The 18,666-nt window shown below is 71.9% G+C and carries 18 protein-coding genes and 1 tRNA gene; 11 read left to right on the forward strand and 8 right to left on the reverse strand.

Features of this window, described 5'->3' with window-relative positions; translation table 11 throughout:
- Positions 1-37 precede the first annotated feature (37 nt).
- Entirely contained in the window at positions 38-1,609 is a 1,572-nt protein-coding gene (locus tag N7925_RS29825; RefSeq protein WP_274345707.1) for an APC family permease, read from the forward strand.
- Positions 1,610-1,687: 78 nt separating this feature from the next.
- Here the strand turns inward: N7925_RS29825 and N7925_RS29830 are convergent, their stop codons facing one another.
- Both N7925_RS29830 and N7925_RS29835 read right to left on the reverse strand, forming a co-directional pair.
- Positions 1,688-3,085, reverse strand: a complete 1,398-nt coding sequence (locus tag N7925_RS29830; RefSeq protein WP_274345708.1) for a GntP family permease — start codon at positions 3,083-3,085, stop codon at positions 1,688-1,690.
- 11 nt (positions 3,086-3,096) lie between these two features.
- Entirely contained in the window at positions 3,097-3,606 is a 510-nt protein-coding gene (locus N7925_RS29835; protein WP_274345709.1) for a gluconokinase, read from the reverse strand.
- A 150-nt stretch (positions 3,607-3,756) separates the two neighbouring features.
- On the opposite strand from N7925_RS29835, the gene N7925_RS29840 reads away from it, so the two are divergent.
- The 3 genes from N7925_RS29840 (at position 3,757) to N7925_RS29850 (ending at position 6,244) form a co-directional block, all read left to right on the forward strand.
- Complete coding sequence (locus N7925_RS29840) at positions 3,757-4,458, forward strand: FadR/GntR family transcriptional regulator (RefSeq protein WP_274345710.1); 702 nt, start codon at positions 3,757-3,759, stop codon at positions 4,456-4,458.
- Between the two features lie 71 nt (positions 4,459-4,529).
- A complete protein-coding gene (locus tag N7925_RS29845) occupies positions 4,530-5,615 on the forward strand; it encodes an S-(hydroxymethyl)mycothiol dehydrogenase (protein WP_274345711.1) in 1,086 nt (361 codons plus the stop codon).
- On the forward strand, positions 5,615-6,244 hold the full coding sequence (locus tag N7925_RS29850; protein ID WP_265602491.1) for an MBL fold metallo-hydrolase: 630 nt from the start codon (positions 5,615-5,617) through the stop codon (positions 6,242-6,244). The genes N7925_RS29845 and N7925_RS29850 overlap by 1 nt, the downstream gene beginning before the upstream one ends.
- Before the next feature lie 12 nt (positions 6,245-6,256).
- Here the strand turns inward: N7925_RS29850 and N7925_RS29855 are convergent, their stop codons facing one another.
- Both N7925_RS29855 and N7925_RS29860 read right to left on the reverse strand, forming a co-directional pair.
- The gene (locus tag N7925_RS29855) at positions 6,257-7,195 is read right to left on the reverse strand and encodes an RluA family pseudouridine synthase (protein WP_274345712.1); all 939 of its coding nucleotides are present in this window, start codon (positions 7,193-7,195) and stop codon (positions 6,257-6,259) included.
- Between the two features lie 62 nt (positions 7,196-7,257).
- Positions 7,258-7,345: transfer RNA gene (locus N7925_RS29860), tRNA-Leu, on the reverse strand.
- A gap of 184 nt (positions 7,346-7,529) precedes the next feature.
- On the opposite strand from N7925_RS29860, the gene N7925_RS29865 reads away from it, so the two are divergent.
- The 3 genes from N7925_RS29865 to N7925_RS29875 all read left to right on the forward strand — a co-directional run bounded on the left by N7925_RS29865 (position 7,530) and on the right by N7925_RS29875 (position 10,158).
- The gene (locus N7925_RS29865; protein ID WP_018959555.1) at positions 7,530-8,864 is read left to right on the forward strand and encodes a M20/M25/M40 family metallo-hydrolase; all 1,335 of its coding nucleotides are present in this window, start codon (positions 7,530-7,532) and stop codon (positions 8,862-8,864) included.
- Positions 8,865-9,017: 153 nt separating this feature from the next.
- Positions 9,018-9,251 (forward strand): chaplin ChpH, encoded by a 234-nt coding sequence (gene chpH, locus N7925_RS29870; RefSeq protein WP_018959554.1) that lies wholly within the window; start codon positions 9,018-9,020, stop codon positions 9,249-9,251.
- Positions 9,252-9,390: 139 nt separating this feature from the next.
- Positions 9,391-10,158: a chaplin gene (locus N7925_RS29875; protein ID WP_274345713.1), complete on the forward strand. Its 768-nt coding sequence runs from the start codon at positions 9,391-9,393 to the stop codon at positions 10,156-10,158.
- Positions 10,159-10,231: 73 nt separating this feature from the next.
- On the opposite strand, the gene N7925_RS29880 is transcribed toward N7925_RS29875, so the two are convergent.
- Complete coding sequence (locus N7925_RS29880; RefSeq protein WP_003970138.1) at positions 10,232-10,420, reverse strand: DUF5703 family protein; 189 nt, start codon at positions 10,418-10,420, stop codon at positions 10,232-10,234.
- A gap of 47 nt (positions 10,421-10,467) precedes the next feature.
- Here N7925_RS29880 and N7925_RS29885 point away from each other — a divergent pair, with 47 nt between their 5' ends.
- The gene (locus tag N7925_RS29885) at positions 10,468-11,133 is read left to right on the forward strand and encodes a hypothetical protein (protein ID WP_265602493.1); all 666 of its coding nucleotides are present in this window, start codon (positions 10,468-10,470) and stop codon (positions 11,131-11,133) included.
- 90 nt (positions 11,134-11,223) lie between these two features.
- Here the strand turns inward: N7925_RS29885 and N7925_RS29890 are convergent, their stop codons facing one another.
- Entirely contained in the window at positions 11,224-13,581 is a 2,358-nt protein-coding gene (locus tag N7925_RS29890; protein ID WP_274345715.1) for a helix-hairpin-helix domain-containing protein, read from the reverse strand.
- Positions 13,578-14,561, reverse strand: coding sequence for an aldo/keto reductase (locus N7925_RS29895; protein WP_265602495.1), 984 nt, complete (start codon positions 14,559-14,561; stop codon positions 13,578-13,580). Before N7925_RS29895 ends, N7925_RS29890 begins: the two co-directional genes overlap by 4 nt.
- Positions 14,562-14,700: 139 nt before the next feature.
- On the opposite strand from N7925_RS29895, the gene N7925_RS29900 reads away from it, so the two are divergent.
- Complete coding sequence (locus N7925_RS29900) at positions 14,701-15,750, forward strand: LLM class F420-dependent oxidoreductase (protein ID WP_265602496.1); 1,050 nt, start codon at positions 14,701-14,703, stop codon at positions 15,748-15,750.
- Positions 15,751-15,986: 236 nt separating this feature from the next.
- Positions 15,987-16,775, forward strand: coding sequence for a ferritin-like domain-containing protein (locus tag N7925_RS29905; protein WP_274345716.1), 789 nt, complete (start codon positions 15,987-15,989; stop codon positions 16,773-16,775).
- A 106-nt stretch (positions 16,776-16,881) separates the two neighbouring features.
- On the opposite strand, the gene corA is transcribed toward N7925_RS29905, so the two are convergent.
- Positions 16,882-17,865: a magnesium/cobalt transporter CorA gene (corA, locus tag N7925_RS29910; RefSeq protein WP_265602498.1), complete on the reverse strand. Its 984-nt coding sequence runs from the start codon at positions 17,863-17,865 to the stop codon at positions 16,882-16,884.
- Between the two features lie 63 nt (positions 17,866-17,928).
- On the opposite strand from corA, the gene N7925_RS29915 reads away from it, so the two are divergent.
- On the forward strand, positions 17,929-18,651 hold the full coding sequence (locus N7925_RS29915; protein ID WP_265602499.1) for a histidine phosphatase family protein: 723 nt from the start codon (positions 17,929-17,931) through the stop codon (positions 18,649-18,651).
- Positions 18,652-18,666: the final 15 nt, after the last annotated feature.

An 18,666-nucleotide genomic window follows, 5' to 3' on the forward strand; every position in this document is an offset into this window, starting at 1 on the left:
GGCACCACCTCACCACGAAGAAGGGACCCATCCCGCCATGTCGAGGGGCAGTTCAATTTCCAGCGAGACCGGCAGCACGAGGGGGACGGCCGATACCGGCGGGATCAACACCTACAAGGGCGAGGAACGAGCCCTGCGGGCGAACCGGCTCGGCACCCCCGGACTCCTGCTGTCGGTGATCGCGGCCAGCGCCCCCCTGATGGTGGTCGCCGGAGTGATGCCCACGGTCTTCGGCGTGATGGGCATCGTCGGCCAGCCGCTGCTCTACCTCATCCTGGGCGTCGTCCTGATGCTGTTCAGCGTCGGCTACGCGGAGATGAGCCGGCACGTCCACAACGCCGGCGCGTTCTACGCGTACATCGCCCGCGGGCTCGGCCCGACCGCCGGCGCCGGAGCCTCGCTGGTGGCGCTGGTCGCGTACAGCGCGATGCAGGTCGGCATCTACGGGATCCTCGGCTTCGAGGTCTCCGGCATCTTCGCCACGTATCTCGACATCGAACTGGCCTGGTGGATACCGGCCCTGGCCGCGGCGGCCGTCGTCGGCGTCCTCGGCTGGCTCAAGATCGACCTCAACGCCAAGGTGCTCGGCGTCCTGCTGGTCATCGAGTGCGCCCTCGTCGTGATCTTCGACATCGCCGCCGTGAGCAAGCCGGGCCCCGAGGGCCTGTCGCTGCACGCCTTCAACCCCGAGACCCTCACCGGCGCGGGGCTCGGCACCGCTCTCTGCTTCTGCATCGCCGCGTTCGTCGGCTTCGAGCAGGCCCCGGTGTACGCGGAGGAGACCAGCCGCCCGCAGATCGTGGTCTCCCGGGTGATGTTCCTCGCGGTGGGCTACGCCGCGCTGTTCCTGGCGATCAGCTCCTGGGCACTCACCGTCGCCGCCGGACCCGGCTCCATCGCCGACACCTCCCTCAAGGAGGGCCCCGGCATGCTGTTCGGCCTCACTGAGGCGCGGCTCGGCTCCACCTTCACCGACGTGCTGCACGTCCTCTTCGTCACCGGGATGTTCGCCGCGCTCCTCAGCTTCCACAACGTCGTCGCCCGTTACGCGTTCGCCATGGGCCGCGAGGGCCTGCTGCCCGCCCGTTTCGGCCGCACCAACCGGGCGAGCGGCGCCCCCGGCACCGGCTCGCTGCTCCAGACCGTCGTCTCCGTGGTGATCATCCTGGCGTTCGCGTTCACCGACGACAAGCCGGTCGGCGACCCCACCGCCCCCGTCCTGCGGCTGTTCACCTGGATGGGCAATGTCGGCGCGCTCGGAGTCATCCTGCTGATGGCCGCCGCCTCCTTCGCCGTCATCGCCTTCTTCGTCAAGCGCGGCGCGGGCCGCGCACAGGCCCCGCGCCTGGTCGCCTCCGGCCTCGCCGGACTGGCGCTCCTGACGATCGCCGTCTTCACCGTCCGCGACTTCGACGTCCTCGTCGGCTCCGGCCCCGGCTCGGCCCTCAGCTGGCTGCTGCCGGGCGTGATCATCCTCGCGCTCGTCGGAGGTCTCGTGTACGGGGCGGTACTGCGCTCGGTCAAACCCGAGGTGCACGCCCGGATCGGCCTCGGCAACGAGGCGTTCCAGCTGGAGAAGGCGGCCGAGAGCGAGTCCGCCCGCCGCTGACGCCTCCCGTAGTCACGCGAAACGCCCGCCCCGGTGCCGTACCGGGGCGGGCGTTTCGTCGTTGCCGTAAGGGAAGGGCTACAGCAACAGCGACAGCAGCAGGATGAAGGCCATGGCCACCACGGAGATGATCGTCTCCATCACCGACCAGGTCTTGACGGTCTGGCCGACGTCCATGCCGAAGTACTCCTTCACCAGCCAGAACCCGGCGTCGTTCACATGGCTGAAGAAGAGCGAACCGGCGCCGACGGCCAGCACCAGCAGGGCCGCGTGCGAGGCCGACATGTCGGCGGCCAGCGGGGCGACCAGACCGGCGGCCGAGATGGTGGCGACGGTGGCCGAGCCGGTGGCGAGACGGATCGCGACGGCGATCAGCCAGCCGAGCAGCAGGGCCGGGATCGACCAGTTCTCGGAGAACTCCAGGATCATCTGGCCCACCCCGGCGTCGATCAGCGTCTGCTTGAAGCCGCCGCCCGCGCCGACGATGAGCAGGATTCCGGCGATCGGGGCGAGGGACTTCTCCACGGTGCCGGCGAGGCGGTCCCTGGTGAACCCGGCGGCCCGGCCGAGCGTGAACATCCCGACGAGGACGGCCGCGAGCAGGGCGATCAGCGGCGAGCCGATGACCGTGGTGACCTTCTGGAGACCATTCTCGGGGTTGTCGACCACGATCTCGACGAGCGCGTTCAACAGCATCAGGACGACCGGCAGCAGGATGGTCGCCAGGGTCGCGCCGAAACTCGGACGGCGGTCCAGGTCCTCGGAGGGGCGCTGCGGGATCATGTTCTCCGGCGGCTTGATGTCCACCCAGCGCGCGGCGTAACGGGAGAACACCGGGCCGGCGATGATCACCGTCGGGATGGCGACCAGCACGCCGAGCGCCAGCGTCACGCCGAGGTTGGCGTCCAGCGCGTCGATCGCGACCAGCGGGCCGGGGTGCGGCGGGATCAGCCCGTGCATCACGGAGAGACCGGCCAGCGCCGGGATGCCGATCCGCATCAGGGAGTAGTTGCCGCGCTTGGCGACGAGCAGCACGACCGGGATCATCAGCACGATCCCGACCTCGAAGAACAGCGGCAGACCGATGATCGAGGCGATCAGGACCATCGCCCAGGGCATGACCCGGCCGCTCGCCCTCGCGAGGATGGTGTCGACGACCTGGTCGGCCCCGCCCGAGTCGGCGAGCAGCTTGCCGAGGATCGCGCCGAGCGCGATCAGGACGCCCACACCCGCGACGGTGGAGCCGAGGCCTGCGGTGAAGCTGAGGATCGTGTCGGCCGGGGCGGCTCCCGCGAAGGAGCCGAGCGCCAGCGAACCGATGGTCAGCGCCAGGAACGCGTGCATCTTGAGCTTGGTGATGAGGAGAACGATGACGGCGATGCCCGCCAGGACGGCGATGCCCAACTGAGCGTTGCCTGCCGAGGTGATCGGTTCGGCGGCTTCCGCTGCCAGCATCTCGACGCTGAGACTGGTCACGGTGATGGTCCTTAATTCTCGAGCCGGCGCAGCGCTGCGACGGCTCGCCGGGTGATTTCCTCAGGAGTGCCGGACACGTCGACGCTCACCCCGGCCTCGTCGGCCTGGAGCGGCTGCAACGTCGCGAACTGCGAATCGAGCAGCGCGGTGGGCATGAAGTGGCCCTTGCGGTCCGCCATCCGCTCCTCGATCAGCGCCCGGTCACCGGTCAGATGCAGGAAGACGGCGTCCGGCGCCCCGTCCCGCAGCCGGTCCCGGTAGACGCGCTTGAGCGCGGAGCTGGAGACGACCCCGCCGAGCCCCGCCCGCCCGTGCGCCCACGCGCCGATGGCGTCCAGCCAGGGCCATCGGTCGTCGTCGTCCAGGGGGGTGCCGGCCGACATCTTGGCGATGTTCGCCGGGGGATGGAAGTCGTCGCCCTCGGCGTACGGAACGCCGAGCTCTGCGGCGAGCAGGGGACCGATCGTGGTCTTGCCGGTTCCTGCTACGCCCATCACCACGACGACGTGGGGGGCGCTCATGGGGGGTGCGGTGTTCATGGAGGTGTCTCGCTGTCTTCTTCGACATCGGTCCGTCGCGCTACTGAAACCTATTAGGTACGACTTATTCAAGAGTCTGTGACGTAAACGTCGTACTTATTGTTCCCGAGGGGTGCCCCGTAGGCTTGCCCCATGACCACACAGAGCCAGGGGCTGCATACACATGTGCTGGACACCCTGGGTCTGGAGATCTCCTCCGGCCAGTGCCCGCCCGGCAGCGTCCTACGCACCGACGAGCTCGCCCAGCGCTTCGACGTCTCCCGTACGGTCGTGCGCGAAGTGGTCCGCGTCCTGGAATCGATGCACCTGGTCGAATCCCGCCGCCGCGTCGGCGTGACGGTCCGCCCCACCGAGACCTGGAACGTCTACGACCCCCAGGTCATCCGCTGGCGCCTCGCCGGCGCCGACCGCCCCCGCCAGCTGCGCTCCCTCACCGTGCTGCGCTCCGCGATCGAACCCGTCGCGGCGTCCCTCGCCGCCCGCCACGCCACCGCCGAGCAGTGCGCCGAGCTCACCGAGCGCGCCCTCGGCATGGTCGCCACCTCGCGCGGCCAGCAGCTGGAGGGCTACCTCGAACACGACATCGCCTTCCACCGGATCGTCCTCAACGCCTCCGGCAACGAGATGTTCGCCCGGCTCGGGGACGTCGTCGCCGAGGTCCTCGCGGGCCGCACCCACCACCAGGTGATGTTCGAGGACCCCGACCCGGCCGCCGTCACCCTGCACGTGCGCCTCGCCGAGGCGGTCCGCGAGGGCGAGGCGGAGGCCGCCGAACGGATCACCAAGGAGATCGCCGTCGGCGCCCTGCACGAACTGGACGTGCTCGCTCCGTAGCGGGTCTCCCAAGGCGTACGGTTGTGCGCGATCGATCTTCGCGAAAGCTCAGGAGCAGGGAGAGCACGGTTATGGCGCAGCAGGTGCAAGGGGTCATCGCACCGGGGAAGAACGAGCCGGTCAGGGTCGAGACGATCGTGATTCCGGACCCAGGCCCCGGCGAGGCGGTCGTGAAGATCCAGGCGTGCGGCGTCTGCCACACCGATCTGCACTACAAGCAGGGCGGCATCAACGACGAGTTCCCCTTCCTCCTCGGCCACGAGGCCGCGGGCGTCGTGGAGTCGGTCGGCGAGGGCGTCACGGACGTCGCCCCCGGCGACTTCGTCGTCCTCAACTGGCGTGCCGTGTGCGGCCAGTGCCGTGCCTGTCTGCGCGGCCGCCCCTGGTACTGCTTCGACACCCACAACGCCAAGCAGAAGATGACCCTGCTCGACGGCACCGAGCTGTCGCCCGCGCTCGGCATCGGCGCGTTCGCCGAGAAGACCCTCGTCGCCTCCGGCCAGTGCACCAAGGTCGACCCCGAGGTCTCCCCGGCCGTCGCCGGACTGCTCGGCTGCGGCGTCATGGCGGGCATCGGCGCCGCCATCAACACCGGCCAGGTCGGCCGGGGCGACTCCGTCGCCGTCATCGGCTGCGGCGGCGTCGGCGACGCGGCGATCGCCGGCTCCCGGCTGGCCGGCGCGGCGAAGATCATCGCGGTCGACATCGACGACCGCAAGCTGGAGACGGCGAAGAAGATGGGCGCCACCCACACCGTCAACTCCCGCTCCACCGACCCGGTCGAGGCCATCCGCGCCCTCACCGACGGCAACGGCGCCGACGTCGTCATCGAGGCCGTCGGCCGTCCGGAGACCTACCAGCAGGCCTTCTACGCCCGCGACCTCGCCGGAACGGTCGTCCTCGTCGGCGTCCCCACCCCGGACATGAAGCTCGAACTGCCGCTCCTGGACGTCTTCGGCCGCGGCGGCTCGCTCAAGTCCTCCTGGTACGGCGACTGCCTGCCCTCCCGCGACTTCCCGATGCTCGTCGACCTCCACCAGCAGGGCCGCCTCGACCTCGCCGCCTTCGTCACGGAGACCATCGGCATCGGCGACGTCGAGCAGGCCTTCGCCCGGATGCACGACGGCGACGTCCTCCGCTCGGTGGTGGTCTTCTGATGTCCGCCCGCGTCGACCATCTGGTCACCTCCGGCACCTTCGCCCTCGACGGCGGCGAGTGGGACGTCGACAACAACGTCTGGATCGTCGGCGACGACACCGAGGCGATCGTCATCGACGCCGCCCACGACGCCGCCGCCATCGAGGCCGCGCTCGGCGGCCGGGCCCTGCGCGCCATCGTCTGCACCCACGCGCACAACGATCACATCGACGCCGCCCCCGCCCTCGCGGACGCCACCGGCGCCCCGATCCTGCTCCACCCGGACGACCTGCCGCTCTGGCAGCAGACCCACCCGGACCGCACCCCGGACGGCACCCTCACCGACGGCCAGGAACTGACCGTCGCGGGCACCACGCTCACGGTCCTGCACACCCCGGGCCACGCCCCCGGAGCGGTCTGCCTGTACGCCCCCGAGCTGGCCACGGTCTTCACCGGCGACACCCTCTTCCAGGGCGGCCCCGGCGCCACCGGCCGGTCCTTCTCGTCGTTCCCGACGATCATCGACTCGATCCGGGACCGGCTGCTCACCCTGCCCGGCGACACCGCCGTCCGCACCGGCCACGGAGACCCCACCTCCATCGGCGCGGAGGCCCCGGGGCTCGACGAGTGGATCAAGCGCGGCCACTGAGCGCCGCGCGCCTCACCCCTCCGGCCAGGCGGAGAGCCGCAGCCCGCTCTCGAAGCGGCGCGGCTCCCCGCCGACCGGATCGGTGAACTCCAGCACCCGGGCCAGCAACTGCAACGGCCGCGAGAAATCGTCAGCGGCCCCTTCCTCCTCCACCACCGGATACAGCGGATCGTGGACGATCGGCACCCCCAGCGCGTTCATGTGGACCCGCAGCTGATGCGTCCGCCCGGTGGCGGGCAGCAGCCGGTAGCGCCCGGTCCCGCCCCGGTGCCCCACCAGCTCCACCCGGCTCTCGCTGTTCGCCTCACCCGGCTCCTCGCGGGCGGCGAGCACCCCGCGCTCCTTCACGATCCGGCTCCTCACGGTCCGGGGGAGGACGAGCTCAGGATCGTACGGAGCCACCGCCTCGTACTCCTTCCGCACCAGCCGGTCCCGGAACAGCGTCTGGTACGCGCCCCGGTCCTCGGGCCGCACCACGAACAGCACGAGCCCCGCGGTCAGCCGGTCCAGCCGATGCGCGGGCTGCAACGCGGGCAGCTCCAGCTCCTTCCTCAGCCGGGCCACCGCGGTCTCGGTGATGTGCCGCCCCCGGGGCGTGGTCGCCAGGAAGTGCGGCTTGTCGGCGACCACGAGCCGCTCGTCCCGGTACACGACGCCGACCGGGAACGGCACCGGTTCCTCCGGTGCGAAGTCCCGGTGGAACCAGAGACACCGCCCCGCGGCATACGGCTCGTCGCCCCGCACGGCGACCCCGTCGGCCCCCACGAACCGCCCCGCCTCCAGCATCTCCGCGACCCGGGCCGCCCCGATCGCCCCGCCGAACCGCCCGGCGAGATGCTCCCCGACGCAGCCCCAGAGCCCTCCGGGATCCTCCGGCAACCGCACCCGCACCGCGTCGATCCCGTGCCGCTGGGGGAGCGGCGGGGGAGACGGCTTCCTGCGGCCTCGCATGGTCGCCCCTCTCCGCGGTCGCCCGGTGACGCAAAAGAGCCCCACCGAAGTGGGGCTCCTGCTGGTGTCCGAGGGGGGACTTGAACCCCCACGCCCGATAAAGGGCACTAGCACCTCAAGCTAGCGCGTCTGCCATTCCGCCACCCGGACAAGGTGTCTGTCTCGCGGGCCGTGCCCGTTCCGACGTGGAAAACCATAGCAAACATTCGAGGGTGCTCGATCACGCCCCCGATCGCTGTGAACGGTGCGTGACGGGGGGTGCGCGCCCTTGGGTGCGGGCCGTGGGCGCGGGAGGATGAGGGGGAGCACCACAGCGACAGTGGAAGGAACCAGCGTGAGCGAGAGCAGCACGGGCAAGGCCGTCACCGGAGGCAACGCCGAGAGGGAGGTCGTCGACCTCTGTCGTGACCTGATCCGGATCGACACCAGCAACTACGGCGACCACTCCGGCCCCGGTGAGCGGCTCGCGGCCGAGTACGTCGCGGAGAAGCTCGCGGAGGTCGGCCTGGAGCCGAAGATCTTCGAGTCGCACAAGGGGCGGGCCTCCACGGTCGCCCGGATCGAGGGCGAGGACCCCTCCCGCCCGGCGCTCCTGATCCACGGGCACACCGACGTCGTCCCGGCCAACGCGGCGGACTGGACGCACGACCCGTTCTCCGGGGAGATCGCGGACGGCTGCGTCTGGGGCCGGGGCGCGGTCGACATGAAGGACATGGACGCGATGACCCTCGCGGTCGTCCGGGAGCGCATGCGGACCGGCCGCAAGCCCCCGCGCGACATCGTGCTCGCCTTCCTCGCGGACGAGGAGGCCGGCGGGACGTACGGGGCGCGCTACCTCGTCGACAACCACCCCGGGCTCTTCGAGGGCGTCACCGAGGCGATCAGCGAGGTCGGCGGCTTCTCCTTCACCGTCAACGAGAACCTGCGGCTGTACCTGGTGGAGACGGCCCAGAAGGGCATGCACTGGATGAAGCTGACCGTGGACGGCACTGCCGGACACGGTTCGATGATCCACAAGGACAACGCCATCACGGAGCTGTCCGAGGCGGTCGGCCGGCTGGGCCGGCACAAGTTCCCGGTGCGGGTCACCAAGACGCTGCGGCACTTCCTGGACGAGCTCTCCGACGCGCTGGGCACCGAGCTGGACCCGGAGAACATGGACGAGACGCTCGCCAAGCTGGGCGGCATCGCCAAGCTCATCGGCGCCTCCCTCCAGAACACCGCCAACCCCACGCAGCTCGGCGCCGGCTACAAGGTCAACGTCATCCCGGGCCAGGCGACCGCCCACGTCGACGGCCGTTACCTCCCCGGGTACGAGGAGGAGTTCCTGGCGGACCTGGACCGGATCCTCGGGCCCAACGTCCGGCGCGAGGACGTGCACGCGGACAAGGCCCTGGAGACCACGTTCGACGGCGCGCTGGTCGACGCCATGCAGACCGCCCTGGTCGCCGAGGACCCCATCGCCCGTGCCGTGCCCTACATGCTCTCGGCCGGCACCGACGCCAAGTCCTTCGACGACCTCGGCATCCGGGGCTTCGGCTTCGCCCCGCTGAAGCTGCCGCCGGAGCTGGACTTCGCCGGGATGTTCCACGGCGTCGACGAGCGGGTCCCGGTCGACGGTCTGCAGTTCGGCGTGCGGGTGCTCGACCGGTTCATCGACCACTCCTGACCGCTCCCTGACCGATTCACGGTTGATTCGTCCACCTGTACGGACATGTCCGAACGAGTGAAACGAGCCGTTCACACGTAGCCCCGCCAAATCCTCCTCGTTACAAGGTTTGCGGTCCGCGGCTGGGACCGCATTTTCCAACTAGGAGGAATCATGATCAAGAAGGTCGTCGCAGTTGCGGCTGCTACGGGTGGCCTCGTTCTCGCGGGTGCGGGCATGGCTTCCGCCGACGCGGGCGCCCAGGGTGCTGCCATCGGCAGCCCCGGCGTGCTCTCCGGCAACGTCGTCCAGGTTCCGGTCCACGTGCCGATCAACGTGTGCGGCAACACGATCTCCGTGATCGGTCTGCTGAACCCCGCCTTCGGCAACACCTGCGTCAACGCCTGACGTTGACCGTCAACCCGTAAGGGTTTGAGCTCGACCGGTCCCGGAGTGCACTCCATGCACTCCGGGACCGTTCGGCATTCGGCTCCCGCACGGTCATGTCCGGGGGTTTTTCGGAAGCCAGAAGGCAGGAAACGAACCTATGCGACAGGTCACTCGTAAAGGCCTGATCACCATGGCGGCTGCGGGCGGAGTGCTCGCGCTGAGTGGCGGATACGCCCACGCCGACTCCGGAGCGGCCGGTACCGCCTCCGGCTCACCGGGCGTGCTGTCCGGCAACTTGATCCAGGTCCCGATCGACATCCCGGTCAACGTCTGCGGCAACTCCGGCACCGTCGGCGGCCTCATCAATCCGGTGTTCGGAAACGACTGCGAGAACGGACCGACGGGATCGGGCGGGGGCGCCGGGCCGCAGAACCGCGCCGGCGGCTCCGGCGACGCGGCGCAGGCCGGGGACGCCTCCGCGACGGACCGGCACGGCGAGCCCGGAACGGGTCGGCACCGGGCCGGCGGCGCCGGTGCGGAAGGGGTCGCGCAGGGCTCACCCGGCATTCTCTCCGGTAACACGATCCAGGCTCCGATCAGCGTCCCCGTGAACATCTGCGGCAACAGCGTCTCCGTGATCGGGCTGTTGAATCCAACCTTCGGCAACGGCTGCTCCAACGAGGCCGAGGTTCCGCCCCCGCCGCCCGAGCAGCCGGAGAAGCCCCCCGTCACGCCGGAGACGCCGGTCACCCCGCCGGCCAACCAGCCGCCCGAGCCGAACGCTCCCGAGACCCAGCACATCCCCGGGGAGCAGCTCGCGCAGACCGGTGGGGGCGGGCTCGAACTGCTCATCCCGGCCAGTGCCGGACTGCTGCTCGCCGGTGCGGGATCGGTTCTCTACCGCCGCTCGCGCAGCGCCGCCTGATCCGGGCGCCCACAGTCCGGACCACAGCCCGGACCACAGAGCGGGCCCCGCGACCGCGGGGCCCGCTCCGTCGTCACCAGGTGGCCCGTAGCTGACGGATGATCCGTCTGCGCAGCCGCACCCTGCGGCTGCCGTCCCTGCGGAGTGTCAGGCGGTCCAGTTCCCAGTGTCCGTACTCGGCGTGGTCGGTCAGGAGTCGGGCCGCTTCCTTGCGGGAGACCCCGCGCGGCACGTACACGTCGACGAATTCGTATTCCGGCATCGCATCTATTGTGCGGGCAGAGCCCCGGTACGGATAGCGTCTGCACTATGTCTGATGCTGCGCAGCCCACCGCTGCCGAGGTACGTGCCGCCGCCGAGGCGGTCAAAACCGCGATCGACCGTCACCTCGACGCGGTCGAACGCCGTACCGGGGACGACGACCCCGCCGTCTACGACGCGTTCAACGCCCTTGCCGCTGCCGCCGAGGTCTACGACGAACTCCTCTACGAGCGCTACGACGAAGTCACCCCCTTCGAGATCCCCGGCGCCGACGACTCCCTGCCTCCCTACGCCGGTCCCGCCGAGCCCAGTGCGCTCAGCGTCCTGATCCGGCGCGACTACGTGGTCGCGGAGCCCCCGCGGCTGCTCGCCCAGGCTCAGCGCCTCGCCGACCTCGACGAGGGGCCGGGCGGGGAGCAGGACACGGCCCCGGTGGTCGGCACCAGCGTCCACGCCGCGCTCGGCGTGATCTTCGGCGAGTACGAACCGGACGAGATCGCCTCGCGGCACAAGGAGTTCGGCCTGGAGGAGGGCGACTCCACCCTCTGGGTCTCGGCCGGGGAAGCGCCGCCGGAGCCGGGGGAGTGGCTCGGTGCCCCGTTCGAGGACGCCGACCCCGAGCTGGTGGTCTGCCGCTTCGACGTCAGCGCGGTCTTCGACGAGGAGGACGAGTCGGACGAGGAGTTCGCCGGGCCCTCGGTGGGCGGCCTCTGACCCCTCTCCCTCCTCCCGCACCGGACGTGACGGCGGGGCCCCGGCGCACAGCGCACCGGGGCCTCACCGCTGTCCGGATCAGCTCAACGCTCAGGACGACGCGTCGGGCGTCGGCAGCGCCTCCAGCAGCGCGCGCAGCCGTGTCGTCCGCTCCTGGGCCGGAACCTGCGCCACCGCGTGCGGGAGCGCCTGGTCCACCCCGTGCACCACGGACAGATGCCGCTCGCCCCGGCCGAACGCGGTGTACACCCAGGGTCTGCTCAGCCCCTGCGCGGCGTCGCCCGGCAGCACCACGACCGCGGCGGGCCAGCGCATCCCGGCCGCCTGATGGGCGCTGAGGGCCCAGCCGTGCCGTACCGACGACTCCACCCGATCCTGCGGTACGAGGACGGGGACGCCCCCGCAGTCCAGCCGCAGCCCCTCGGCGTCGGCCGAACGCACCACCCCGGGCACCGCCCGGCCGGGCGCGGGCACATGGACCACGCGGTCGCCCGGGTCGAAGCCACCGAACCGGCCGGGGCCCGGGTTGAGCCGCTGCTTCAGCGCCTCGTTCAGCGCCCTGGTCCCGGCGGCCCCGCCATGGCCCACGGTGATCACCTGGGTCTCCTCGGCGGGGATGGAGAACGCCCGGGGCACCGAGTCGGCGACCAACTGCACGGTGCGGTGGACGGCCTCGCCCGCGTCGCGGACCGGGACGATCACCACCTCCTTGCCCGGAGCGTCGACCTGATGCAGCTCGCCGATGCCGATACCGGAGACCAGCTCGCCGATCGGCCCGGGGTCCGGGGTGCGGGAGACGACCTGCGGGCAGGCGTGGGAGGCCAGCACATCGGCGAACACCCGCCCGGCTCCCGCCGAGCCCAGCACGCCCGGGTCGCCGCTCAGCACCAGCCGGGCGCCGTCGGCCAGCGCCTCGACCAGGACCGCCGCACCCTCCACGTCCAGCTGCGGGGCGTCCAGCACGACCAGCAGGTCCAGGGCGAGCGCCCCGTCCTCGTCCCGGCCGGGGCCCTGCGCACCGGAGAGCAGGCCGGCCAGCGTGACCGCCGTGTCCGGATCACCGGTGGCCGCCGCGAGCCTCCGGCGGCCGTCCTCGCTGTGGGTGGCGCCCAGCGCCCGCAGCCCCAGGCCGCGCGCCGCCGCGATCAGGGCAGCCGGCTCGGCCCGGGCCGCCTCGCCGCCGCTGTGCGCGACCAGTCCGGCCGCGGCGGCCGTACGGATCAGCTCGGCGGCCGACGGGCTCGGGGCGGCGGCGGCCGCCTCCGTCCAGTCGGCGGCCTTCTCGCAGGCGTTGACCAGCCGGCCCAGGCCGTCGGCGAGGCTCTCCTCGGCCAGGGCGTAGCGGTCCAGGCCCAGCAGCACCTGGACCGGCTCCCGCACGACGTCGGCCTCCTCCGCGAGGCCCGCTCCGTCCGCTTCGCCGTCCGCCGGGTCGGCGTCGTCCGGCGCCGGCTCGTCGGCTTCCCCGAAGACCAGGGCGACGCCCTCCTCGACGGCGTCCCGCACCGCCGCTTCCGGGTCGCCGACGGCCCGCTCGGCGAGCGCCGCCCGTACGGTCGGGGCGTCCAGGGCCGTGTGGCCCTGGAGGGCGGCGCGCTCCAGCACCCAGCCGACCAGGGCCGACGTCCTGCGGCCGTCGTCCGGGCCGCATCCGGCGCCCAGCAGGGCCCGTGCGAAGCCGTCCGCCTGCTCGGGCCGCACCCCGGGAACCGTCAGCAGCTGCCAGGGGTCGGTGCGCAGCAGCTCGGCGGCCTGCTCGCCCAGCGCGCCGACGGCCGGGCGGGCCAGCGCCTCGGGGGCCCCGCCCTCCGTGAGCACCGCGCGCACCGCGTCCAGGGCTTCGGGGGAGGCGGCCTGTGCCGCCGGGGCGGCGGGCGCGGGGGCCCGGGTCGGCTGTGCGGCGCCCGGTGCGGGACGCCGGGCGGCCGGGGCCGGGGCGGGCGTGTCGAAGAACGCGGTGCCCGCCTTCTCACCGCTCTCCACGGCGCGGACGGCCGCGAGCAGATCGGCGGCCGTGCCGCTCAGTCCCGTGCCGGCGGCGATGGGCGCGGCCTTCTCCGCCTTCCGCTTCTCGATCCGCTCCCGCAGCTCGCGCTGGGCGGCCAGCTCGGCCTGCGCTTCCGAGAGCTCGGCGGCGGGCGCCGCTTCGGCGGGCACGGCGTCAGCGGTCGCCTCGGCCTCCCCGTCCCCCGCATCGCCCTCCGCATCGCCCTCCGCGTCCTCGCGCGTGTCCTCCTCGACGTCCGCCGAAGTGCCCGACGGCCCGGTGCCTTCAGACGCCTCAGGATCGTCGGGCGCATCGGGCGCATCGGGCGCATCGGGCGCGTCGGACGCATCGGGCGCTTCGGCGTGCTCGGAGCCCTCGGCACCGGGCTCCGGCGGGGACACGGTGCCCTGTGGTGTGTCCGTGCCGACGGTGCCGGGGGTCTCCCCGGGAAGCGCAGTCACAGCGTGCTCCAGTCCTGGTCGGGATAGCGGTGCACGGGCGCCGACACATCGTCGAGCGCCTGGCAGATCTCGTAGGGAAGACTAAGCGCCTCCACTGACAGAGCCTCCGCGAGCTGCCCGGCGTTGCGCGCACCGACGATCGGCGCGGCCACCCCGGGCCGGTCCCGTACCCAGGCGAGCGCCACCTGGAGCGGGCTCGTCGCCAGCCCGTCCGCCGCCGTCGCCACCGCGTCGGTGATGCGGGCCGCCGCGTCGTCGAGATACGGCTCCACGAACGGGGCGAGCCGTGTCGACGCGCCCCGGGAGTCGGACGGGGTGCCCTGGCGGTACTTGCCGGTGAGCACCCCGCGTCCCAGCGGCGAGGACGGCAGCAGCCCGACCCCGAGGTCCAGCGCGGCCGGCAGCACCTCGCGCTCGATGCCCCGCTGGAGCAGCGAGTACTCCATCTGCGTACTGGCGAGCCGGGTGCGCACCCCGGGCGCGGCGAGCTGCCAGGTGGCGGCCTTCGCCAGCTGCCAGCCGCAGAAGTTCGACACGCCCGCGTACCGCACGCGGCCGGAGGACACGGCGAGGTCCACCGCCTGGAGGGTCTCCTCCAACGGGGTCCCCGGGTCGAAGGCATGGACCTGCCACAGGTCCACGTAATCCGTGCCGAGCCGCTCCAGGGACGCGTCCAGGGCGGCCAGGAGGTGCCCGCGCGAACCGTTGAAGCGGCGATAGGGGTCCGGGACGTTGCCCGCCTTTGTGGCGAGGACCAGGTCCTGACGGGGGACCAGGCTCCCGACGAGCCGCCCGAGCAGATATTCGGCCTCGCCGCCCCCGTACACATCGGCGGTGTCCACCAGGGTGCCGCCCGCGTCCCAGAAGGCCTTGAGCTGGTCGGCGGCGTCGTGCTCGTCCGTGTCCCGGCCCCAGGTGAGGGTGCCGAGCCCGATCCGGGACACGCGAAGGCCGGTACGGCCGAGATGCCTCTGCTCCATGGGCGCTGAGATTACTGGCCATGGCCCCACCGGGTGGAGGGCCTGTGGACAACCGGAGGTCCGCCGGGCCTGCCGGATCCCCGTCACCCGCGCTAGAGTCCGGAGAAAGGGACGTTACTGATCAGTAAGGGGAGCGGTTATGCGGCTCGGCATCAATCTCGGTTACTGGGGCGCCGGCATGGACGGCGACAACCTCGCCGTCGCGCAGGAGGCCGACCGGCTCGGCTACGACGTCTGCTGGGCGGCCGAGGCGTACGGCTCCGACGCCCCGACCGTGCTGACCTGGGTCGCGGCCCAGACCGAGTCGATCGACGTCGGCTCCGCGATCATGCAGATCCCGGCCCGCCAGCCCACCATGACGGCGATGACCGCCGCCACCCTCGACTCGCTGTCCGGCGGCCGCTTCCGCCTCGGCCTCGGGGTCTCGGGCCCGCAGGTCTCCGAGGGCTGGTACGGCGTGAAGTTCGACAGGCCGCTGGCCCGCACCCGGGAGTACGTGGAGATCGTCCGCAAGGCGATGACCCGCGAGCGCGTGTCGTACGAGGGGGCGCACTGGACGCTGCCGCTCCCCGACGGTCCGGGCAAGCCGATCAAGCTCACCGTGCACCCCCAGCGCGAGCACATCCCGCTCTACATCGCCGCCATCGGCCCCAAGAACCTGGAGCAGACCGGCGAGATCGCCGACGGCGCCCTGCTGATCTTCCCCTCCGCCGAACACCTGGAGGAGACCGCGATCCAGCCGCTGCGCGCGGGCCGGGAGAAGGCCGGGAAGACGATGGAGGGCTTCGACGTCAGCCCGACGCTGCCGCTCGCCGTCGGTGACGACGTGACCGGCCTCGCCGACATGTTCCGCCCGTACACCGCCCTGTACGTCGGCGGCATGGGCAGCCGGAAGCAGAACTTCTACAACCAGCTCGCCCAGCGCATGGGGTACGAGAAGGAGGCCGCCGAGATCCAGGACAAGTACCTCGGCGGGGACAAGGCGGGGGCCGCCGCGGCCGTGCCGCACCGGCTGATCGACCAGACCGCGCTGCTCGGCCCCGTCGAGCGGATCGCCGAGCGGATGCAGGCCTATGCCGCCGCCGGGGTCACCACGCTCAACCTCGCCCCGGCCGGCTTCACACTGGAGGAGCGGCTCACCGCCCTGCGCGCCGGCACGGACGCCCTGGAGCGCTCCGGGCTCGCCTGACGGACACACCGGCAGAACCGGGACAGCACTACGGCCGTGGTGGGGGCTCGGGGGTCCTCCCCGCCACGGCCGTCACCCGGAACAACGCGCCGCGCGCCCAAGGGTTACGCCGCCGCGCCGGGCGCCGCCCGCCGGCCGCTCCGGTTGCCGACCGCCCTGCGGCGCATTTGACTCTTGCTGCGCACTACTGCTCCACGGACCCCGACTCCGCGGGCAACGGTACGGAGGTGGCCGTCATGCTCTCAGCGCGGACCCTGTTCCAGGAGATCCTGGACAACGACGAGTCCTACCGGCTCTTCTGCTCCATCGCCGCGAGCGGCGAGGCCCAGGGTGGCTGGGAGAACGCCCGCATCGCCGCCCTCGTCCCGGAGAGCAGCCGCGACCTGGCTCCCAAGATCGTCCGGCACGGCGCCGACGAGGACAAGCACGGCCGGATCTTCAACGCGCTCCTGAAGAAGCGCGGACTGCCGCCCGTCGAGGTCCCGCCGGAGACCGACTACACGATGCTCCTGGAACAGCAGGGCATCGGGCTCGCGCACTCCCGGCTGCGCGGCGAGCAGCGTCTCACCGAGCGCGACATCATCACCTATCTGGCCCACAGCCGTGTCACCGAGCAGCGCGCCTGCGAGCAGATGCGGCTCCTGCGCCGGTACTTCGCCGACCACCCCGATATCGGCCGCGCGGTGACGATGATCTCCCACGACGAGGACAACCACCTCGCCTACTGCCACGAGGAACTCCTCGGCCTCGCCCGCGCCGGGCACGGCCGGACCATCCAGCAGATCATGCGCGAGTGCGCCCTGGCCGAGATCCGGGTCTACCGCGATGTCAGCCTCGCCGTGATGGCCGCCATGGGCCGGGTGCTCGGCTGGCCCCGGCCCAAGGCGGCCGTTCTCGCCGCGGGCATCCACGCGGTGTACGCGTACGAGCGCCTCGTCGGCTGGCGGCGCATGGTGAGCCTGGAGACGCCGCGGCTGCGCGACGCGCTGGGCAGCCCCGCCGCACCGGAACGCGAGTACGCCTGAGCGCAGACGCCTCGCGGGCGCCGGGCGCTCAGAGCCGGCCCGCAGACGCCTCGCGGGCGCCGGGCGCTCAGAGCCGGCCCGCACACGCCTCGCGGGCGCCGGGCGCTCAGAGCCAGCCGCGCCGTTTGAACAGCCGGTAGAGACCGAACACGGCGCAGGCCATCGCCGCGACCACCGCCGGATAGGTCCACACCCAGTGCAGCTCCGGCATGTGGTCGAAGTTCATGCCGTAGACGCCCGCCACCATCGTCGGGACGGCGGCCATGGCCGCCCAGGCGGAGATCTTGCGCATGTCGTCGTTCTGCCGCACGCTCGTCTGCGCCAGATGGGCCGACAAGATGTCCGAAAGTAGCCGGTCCAACCCCTCCACCTGCTCGTTGGCGCGCGTCAGATGGTCCGCCACGTCCCGGAAGAACGGCTGCGCGTGCTCGTGGACGAAGGGCACGCCCGCCCCCGAGAGCCGGGCCATCGGAGCGGTCAGCGGCCCGGCCGCCCGGCGGAACTCCAGCACCTGCCGCTTGAAGGTGTAGATCCGGGCCGCGGTGTTCTTCGAGTCGCCGCCGCTCGGGGCGAACACCTGCGCCTCCAACTCCTCCAGGTCGAGCTGGAGCTCACCGGAGACGTCCATGTAGTGGTCCACCACGGCGTCGCTGACCGCGTACAGCACCGCCGTCGGGCCGTGCTTCAGCACCTCGGGCTCGGCCTCCAGCCGACGGCGCACGGCCGCCAGCGGGGCTCCCTCACCGTGCCGGACCGTCACCACGAACGAGTCGCCTATGAAGACCATCAGCTCGTCGGCGCTGACCGTGTCGCTCTCGGGTTCGTAGACGACCGGCTTGAGGACCGCGAACAGGGAGTCGTCGTACACCTCCAGCTTGGGCCGCTGATGCGCCCGCAGCGCGTCCTCCACGGCCAGCGGGTGCAGCCCGAACTCGTCCCGTACGAGGTCGAACTCCTCCTCCGTCGGCTCGTGCAGCCCGATCCACAGGAACGCGTCCTCTGCGTCCCGCGCCTCGTCCAGGGCATCGGAGAAGTCGTCGGGCCGTTCGGTGCGGCGCCCGTCCCGGTAGATGGCACAGTCCACGATCACGGCGGCATTCTTCCCTCTGAACCGCCCATCACGCACCTTCCCCGTCCCTCTACCCTGGCGGGTATGCCCACGCTGATCCTCGTACGCCACGGACGCTCCACCGCCAACACCGCCGGAGTACTCGCGGGCCGCACCCCCGGTGTCTCCCTCGACGAACGCGGCGCCGAACAGGCCACGGCCCTCCCCGGGCGGCTGTCCGCGGTGGTCCCGGTCCTCGCCGTCAGCAGCCCCCTGGAGCGCTGCCGGCAGACGCTCCAGCCGCTCCTCGACGCCCGCCCCGGCCTGCCCCTGCACACCGAGGACCGCATCAGCGAGTGCGACTACGGCGACTGGTCGGGACGGAAGCTGGCCGAACTGGCCGACGAGCCCCTGATGTCCGTCGTCCAGCAGCACCCCTCCGCCGCGGCCTTCCCGGGCGGCGAGTCGATGCGCGCGATGCAGGCCCGCGCCGTCGACGCCGTACGCGACTGGAACGACCGGGTCGAGGCGGAGCACGGTGAGGACGCCACCTACGTCATGTGCTCGCACGGCGACATCATCAAGTCCCTCGTCGCCGACGCGCTGGGCATGCACCTGGACCTCTTCCAGCGTGTCCACGTCGACCCCTGCTCGGTCACCGCGATCCGCTACACCCGGCTGCGCCCCTTCATCCTGAGGCTCGGCGACACCGGCGACCTCGCCTCCCTGGCCCCCCGCGAGCACTCCGTCGGGGCGGACGCCGCCGCGACCCCCACCGGCGACGGCTCGGCGGACGCGGCGGTCGGGGGCGGTGCGGGCGCGCCGTGATCGCTCCGGGCAGTA

The sequence above is a fragment of the Streptomyces sp. CA-278952 genome (genome assembly GCF_028747205.1).
In the GTDB taxonomy this organism is placed as follows: domain Bacteria; phylum Actinomycetota; class Actinomycetes; order Streptomycetales; family Streptomycetaceae; genus Streptomyces.

Coding starts and splice junctions, on each gene's coding strand:
- N7925_RS29900 (WP_265602496.1), top strand. CDS start 14,701: ATGCGGCTCGGCATCAATCTCGGTTACTGGGGCGCCGGCATGGACGGC.
- N7925_RS29880 (WP_003970138.1), bottom strand. CDS start 10,420: ATGCCGGAATACGAATTCGTCGACGTGTACGTGCCGCGCGGGGTCTCC.
- chpH (WP_018959554.1), top strand. CDS start 9,018: ATGATCAAGAAGGTCGTCGCAGTTGCGGCTGCTACGGGTGGCCTCGTT.
- N7925_RS29905 (WP_274345716.1), top strand. CDS start 15,987: ATGCTCTCAGCGCGGACCCTGTTCCAGGAGATCCTGGACAACGACGAG.
- N7925_RS29825 (WP_274345707.1), top strand. CDS start 38: ATGTCGAGGGGCAGTTCAATTTCCAGCGAGACCGGCAGCACGAGGGGG.
- N7925_RS29855 (WP_274345712.1), bottom strand. CDS start 7,195: ATGCGAGGCCGCAGGAAGCCGTCTCCCCCGCCGCTCCCCCAGCGGCAC.
- N7925_RS29885 (WP_265602493.1), top strand. CDS start 10,468: ATGTCTGATGCTGCGCAGCCCACCGCTGCCGAGGTACGTGCCGCCGCC.
- N7925_RS29835 (WP_274345709.1), bottom strand. CDS start 3,606: ATGAGCGCCCCCCACGTCGTCGTGGTGATGGGCGTAGCAGGAACCGGC.
- N7925_RS29840 (WP_274345710.1), top strand. CDS start 3,757: ATGACCACACAGAGCCAGGGGCTGCATACACATGTGCTGGACACCCTG.
- N7925_RS29895 (WP_265602495.1), bottom strand. CDS start 14,561: ATGGAGCAGAGGCATCTCGGCCGTACCGGCCTTCGCGTGTCCCGGATC.
- N7925_RS29845 (WP_274345711.1), top strand. CDS start 4,530: ATGGCGCAGCAGGTGCAAGGGGTCATCGCACCGGGGAAGAACGAGCCG.
- N7925_RS29875 (WP_274345713.1), top strand. CDS start 9,391: ATGCGACAGGTCACTCGTAAAGGCCTGATCACCATGGCGGCTGCGGGC.
- N7925_RS29915 (WP_265602499.1), top strand. CDS start 17,929: ATGCCCACGCTGATCCTCGTACGCCACGGACGCTCCACCGCCAACACC.
- N7925_RS29850 (WP_265602491.1), top strand. CDS start 5,615: ATGTCCGCCCGCGTCGACCATCTGGTCACCTCCGGCACCTTCGCCCTC.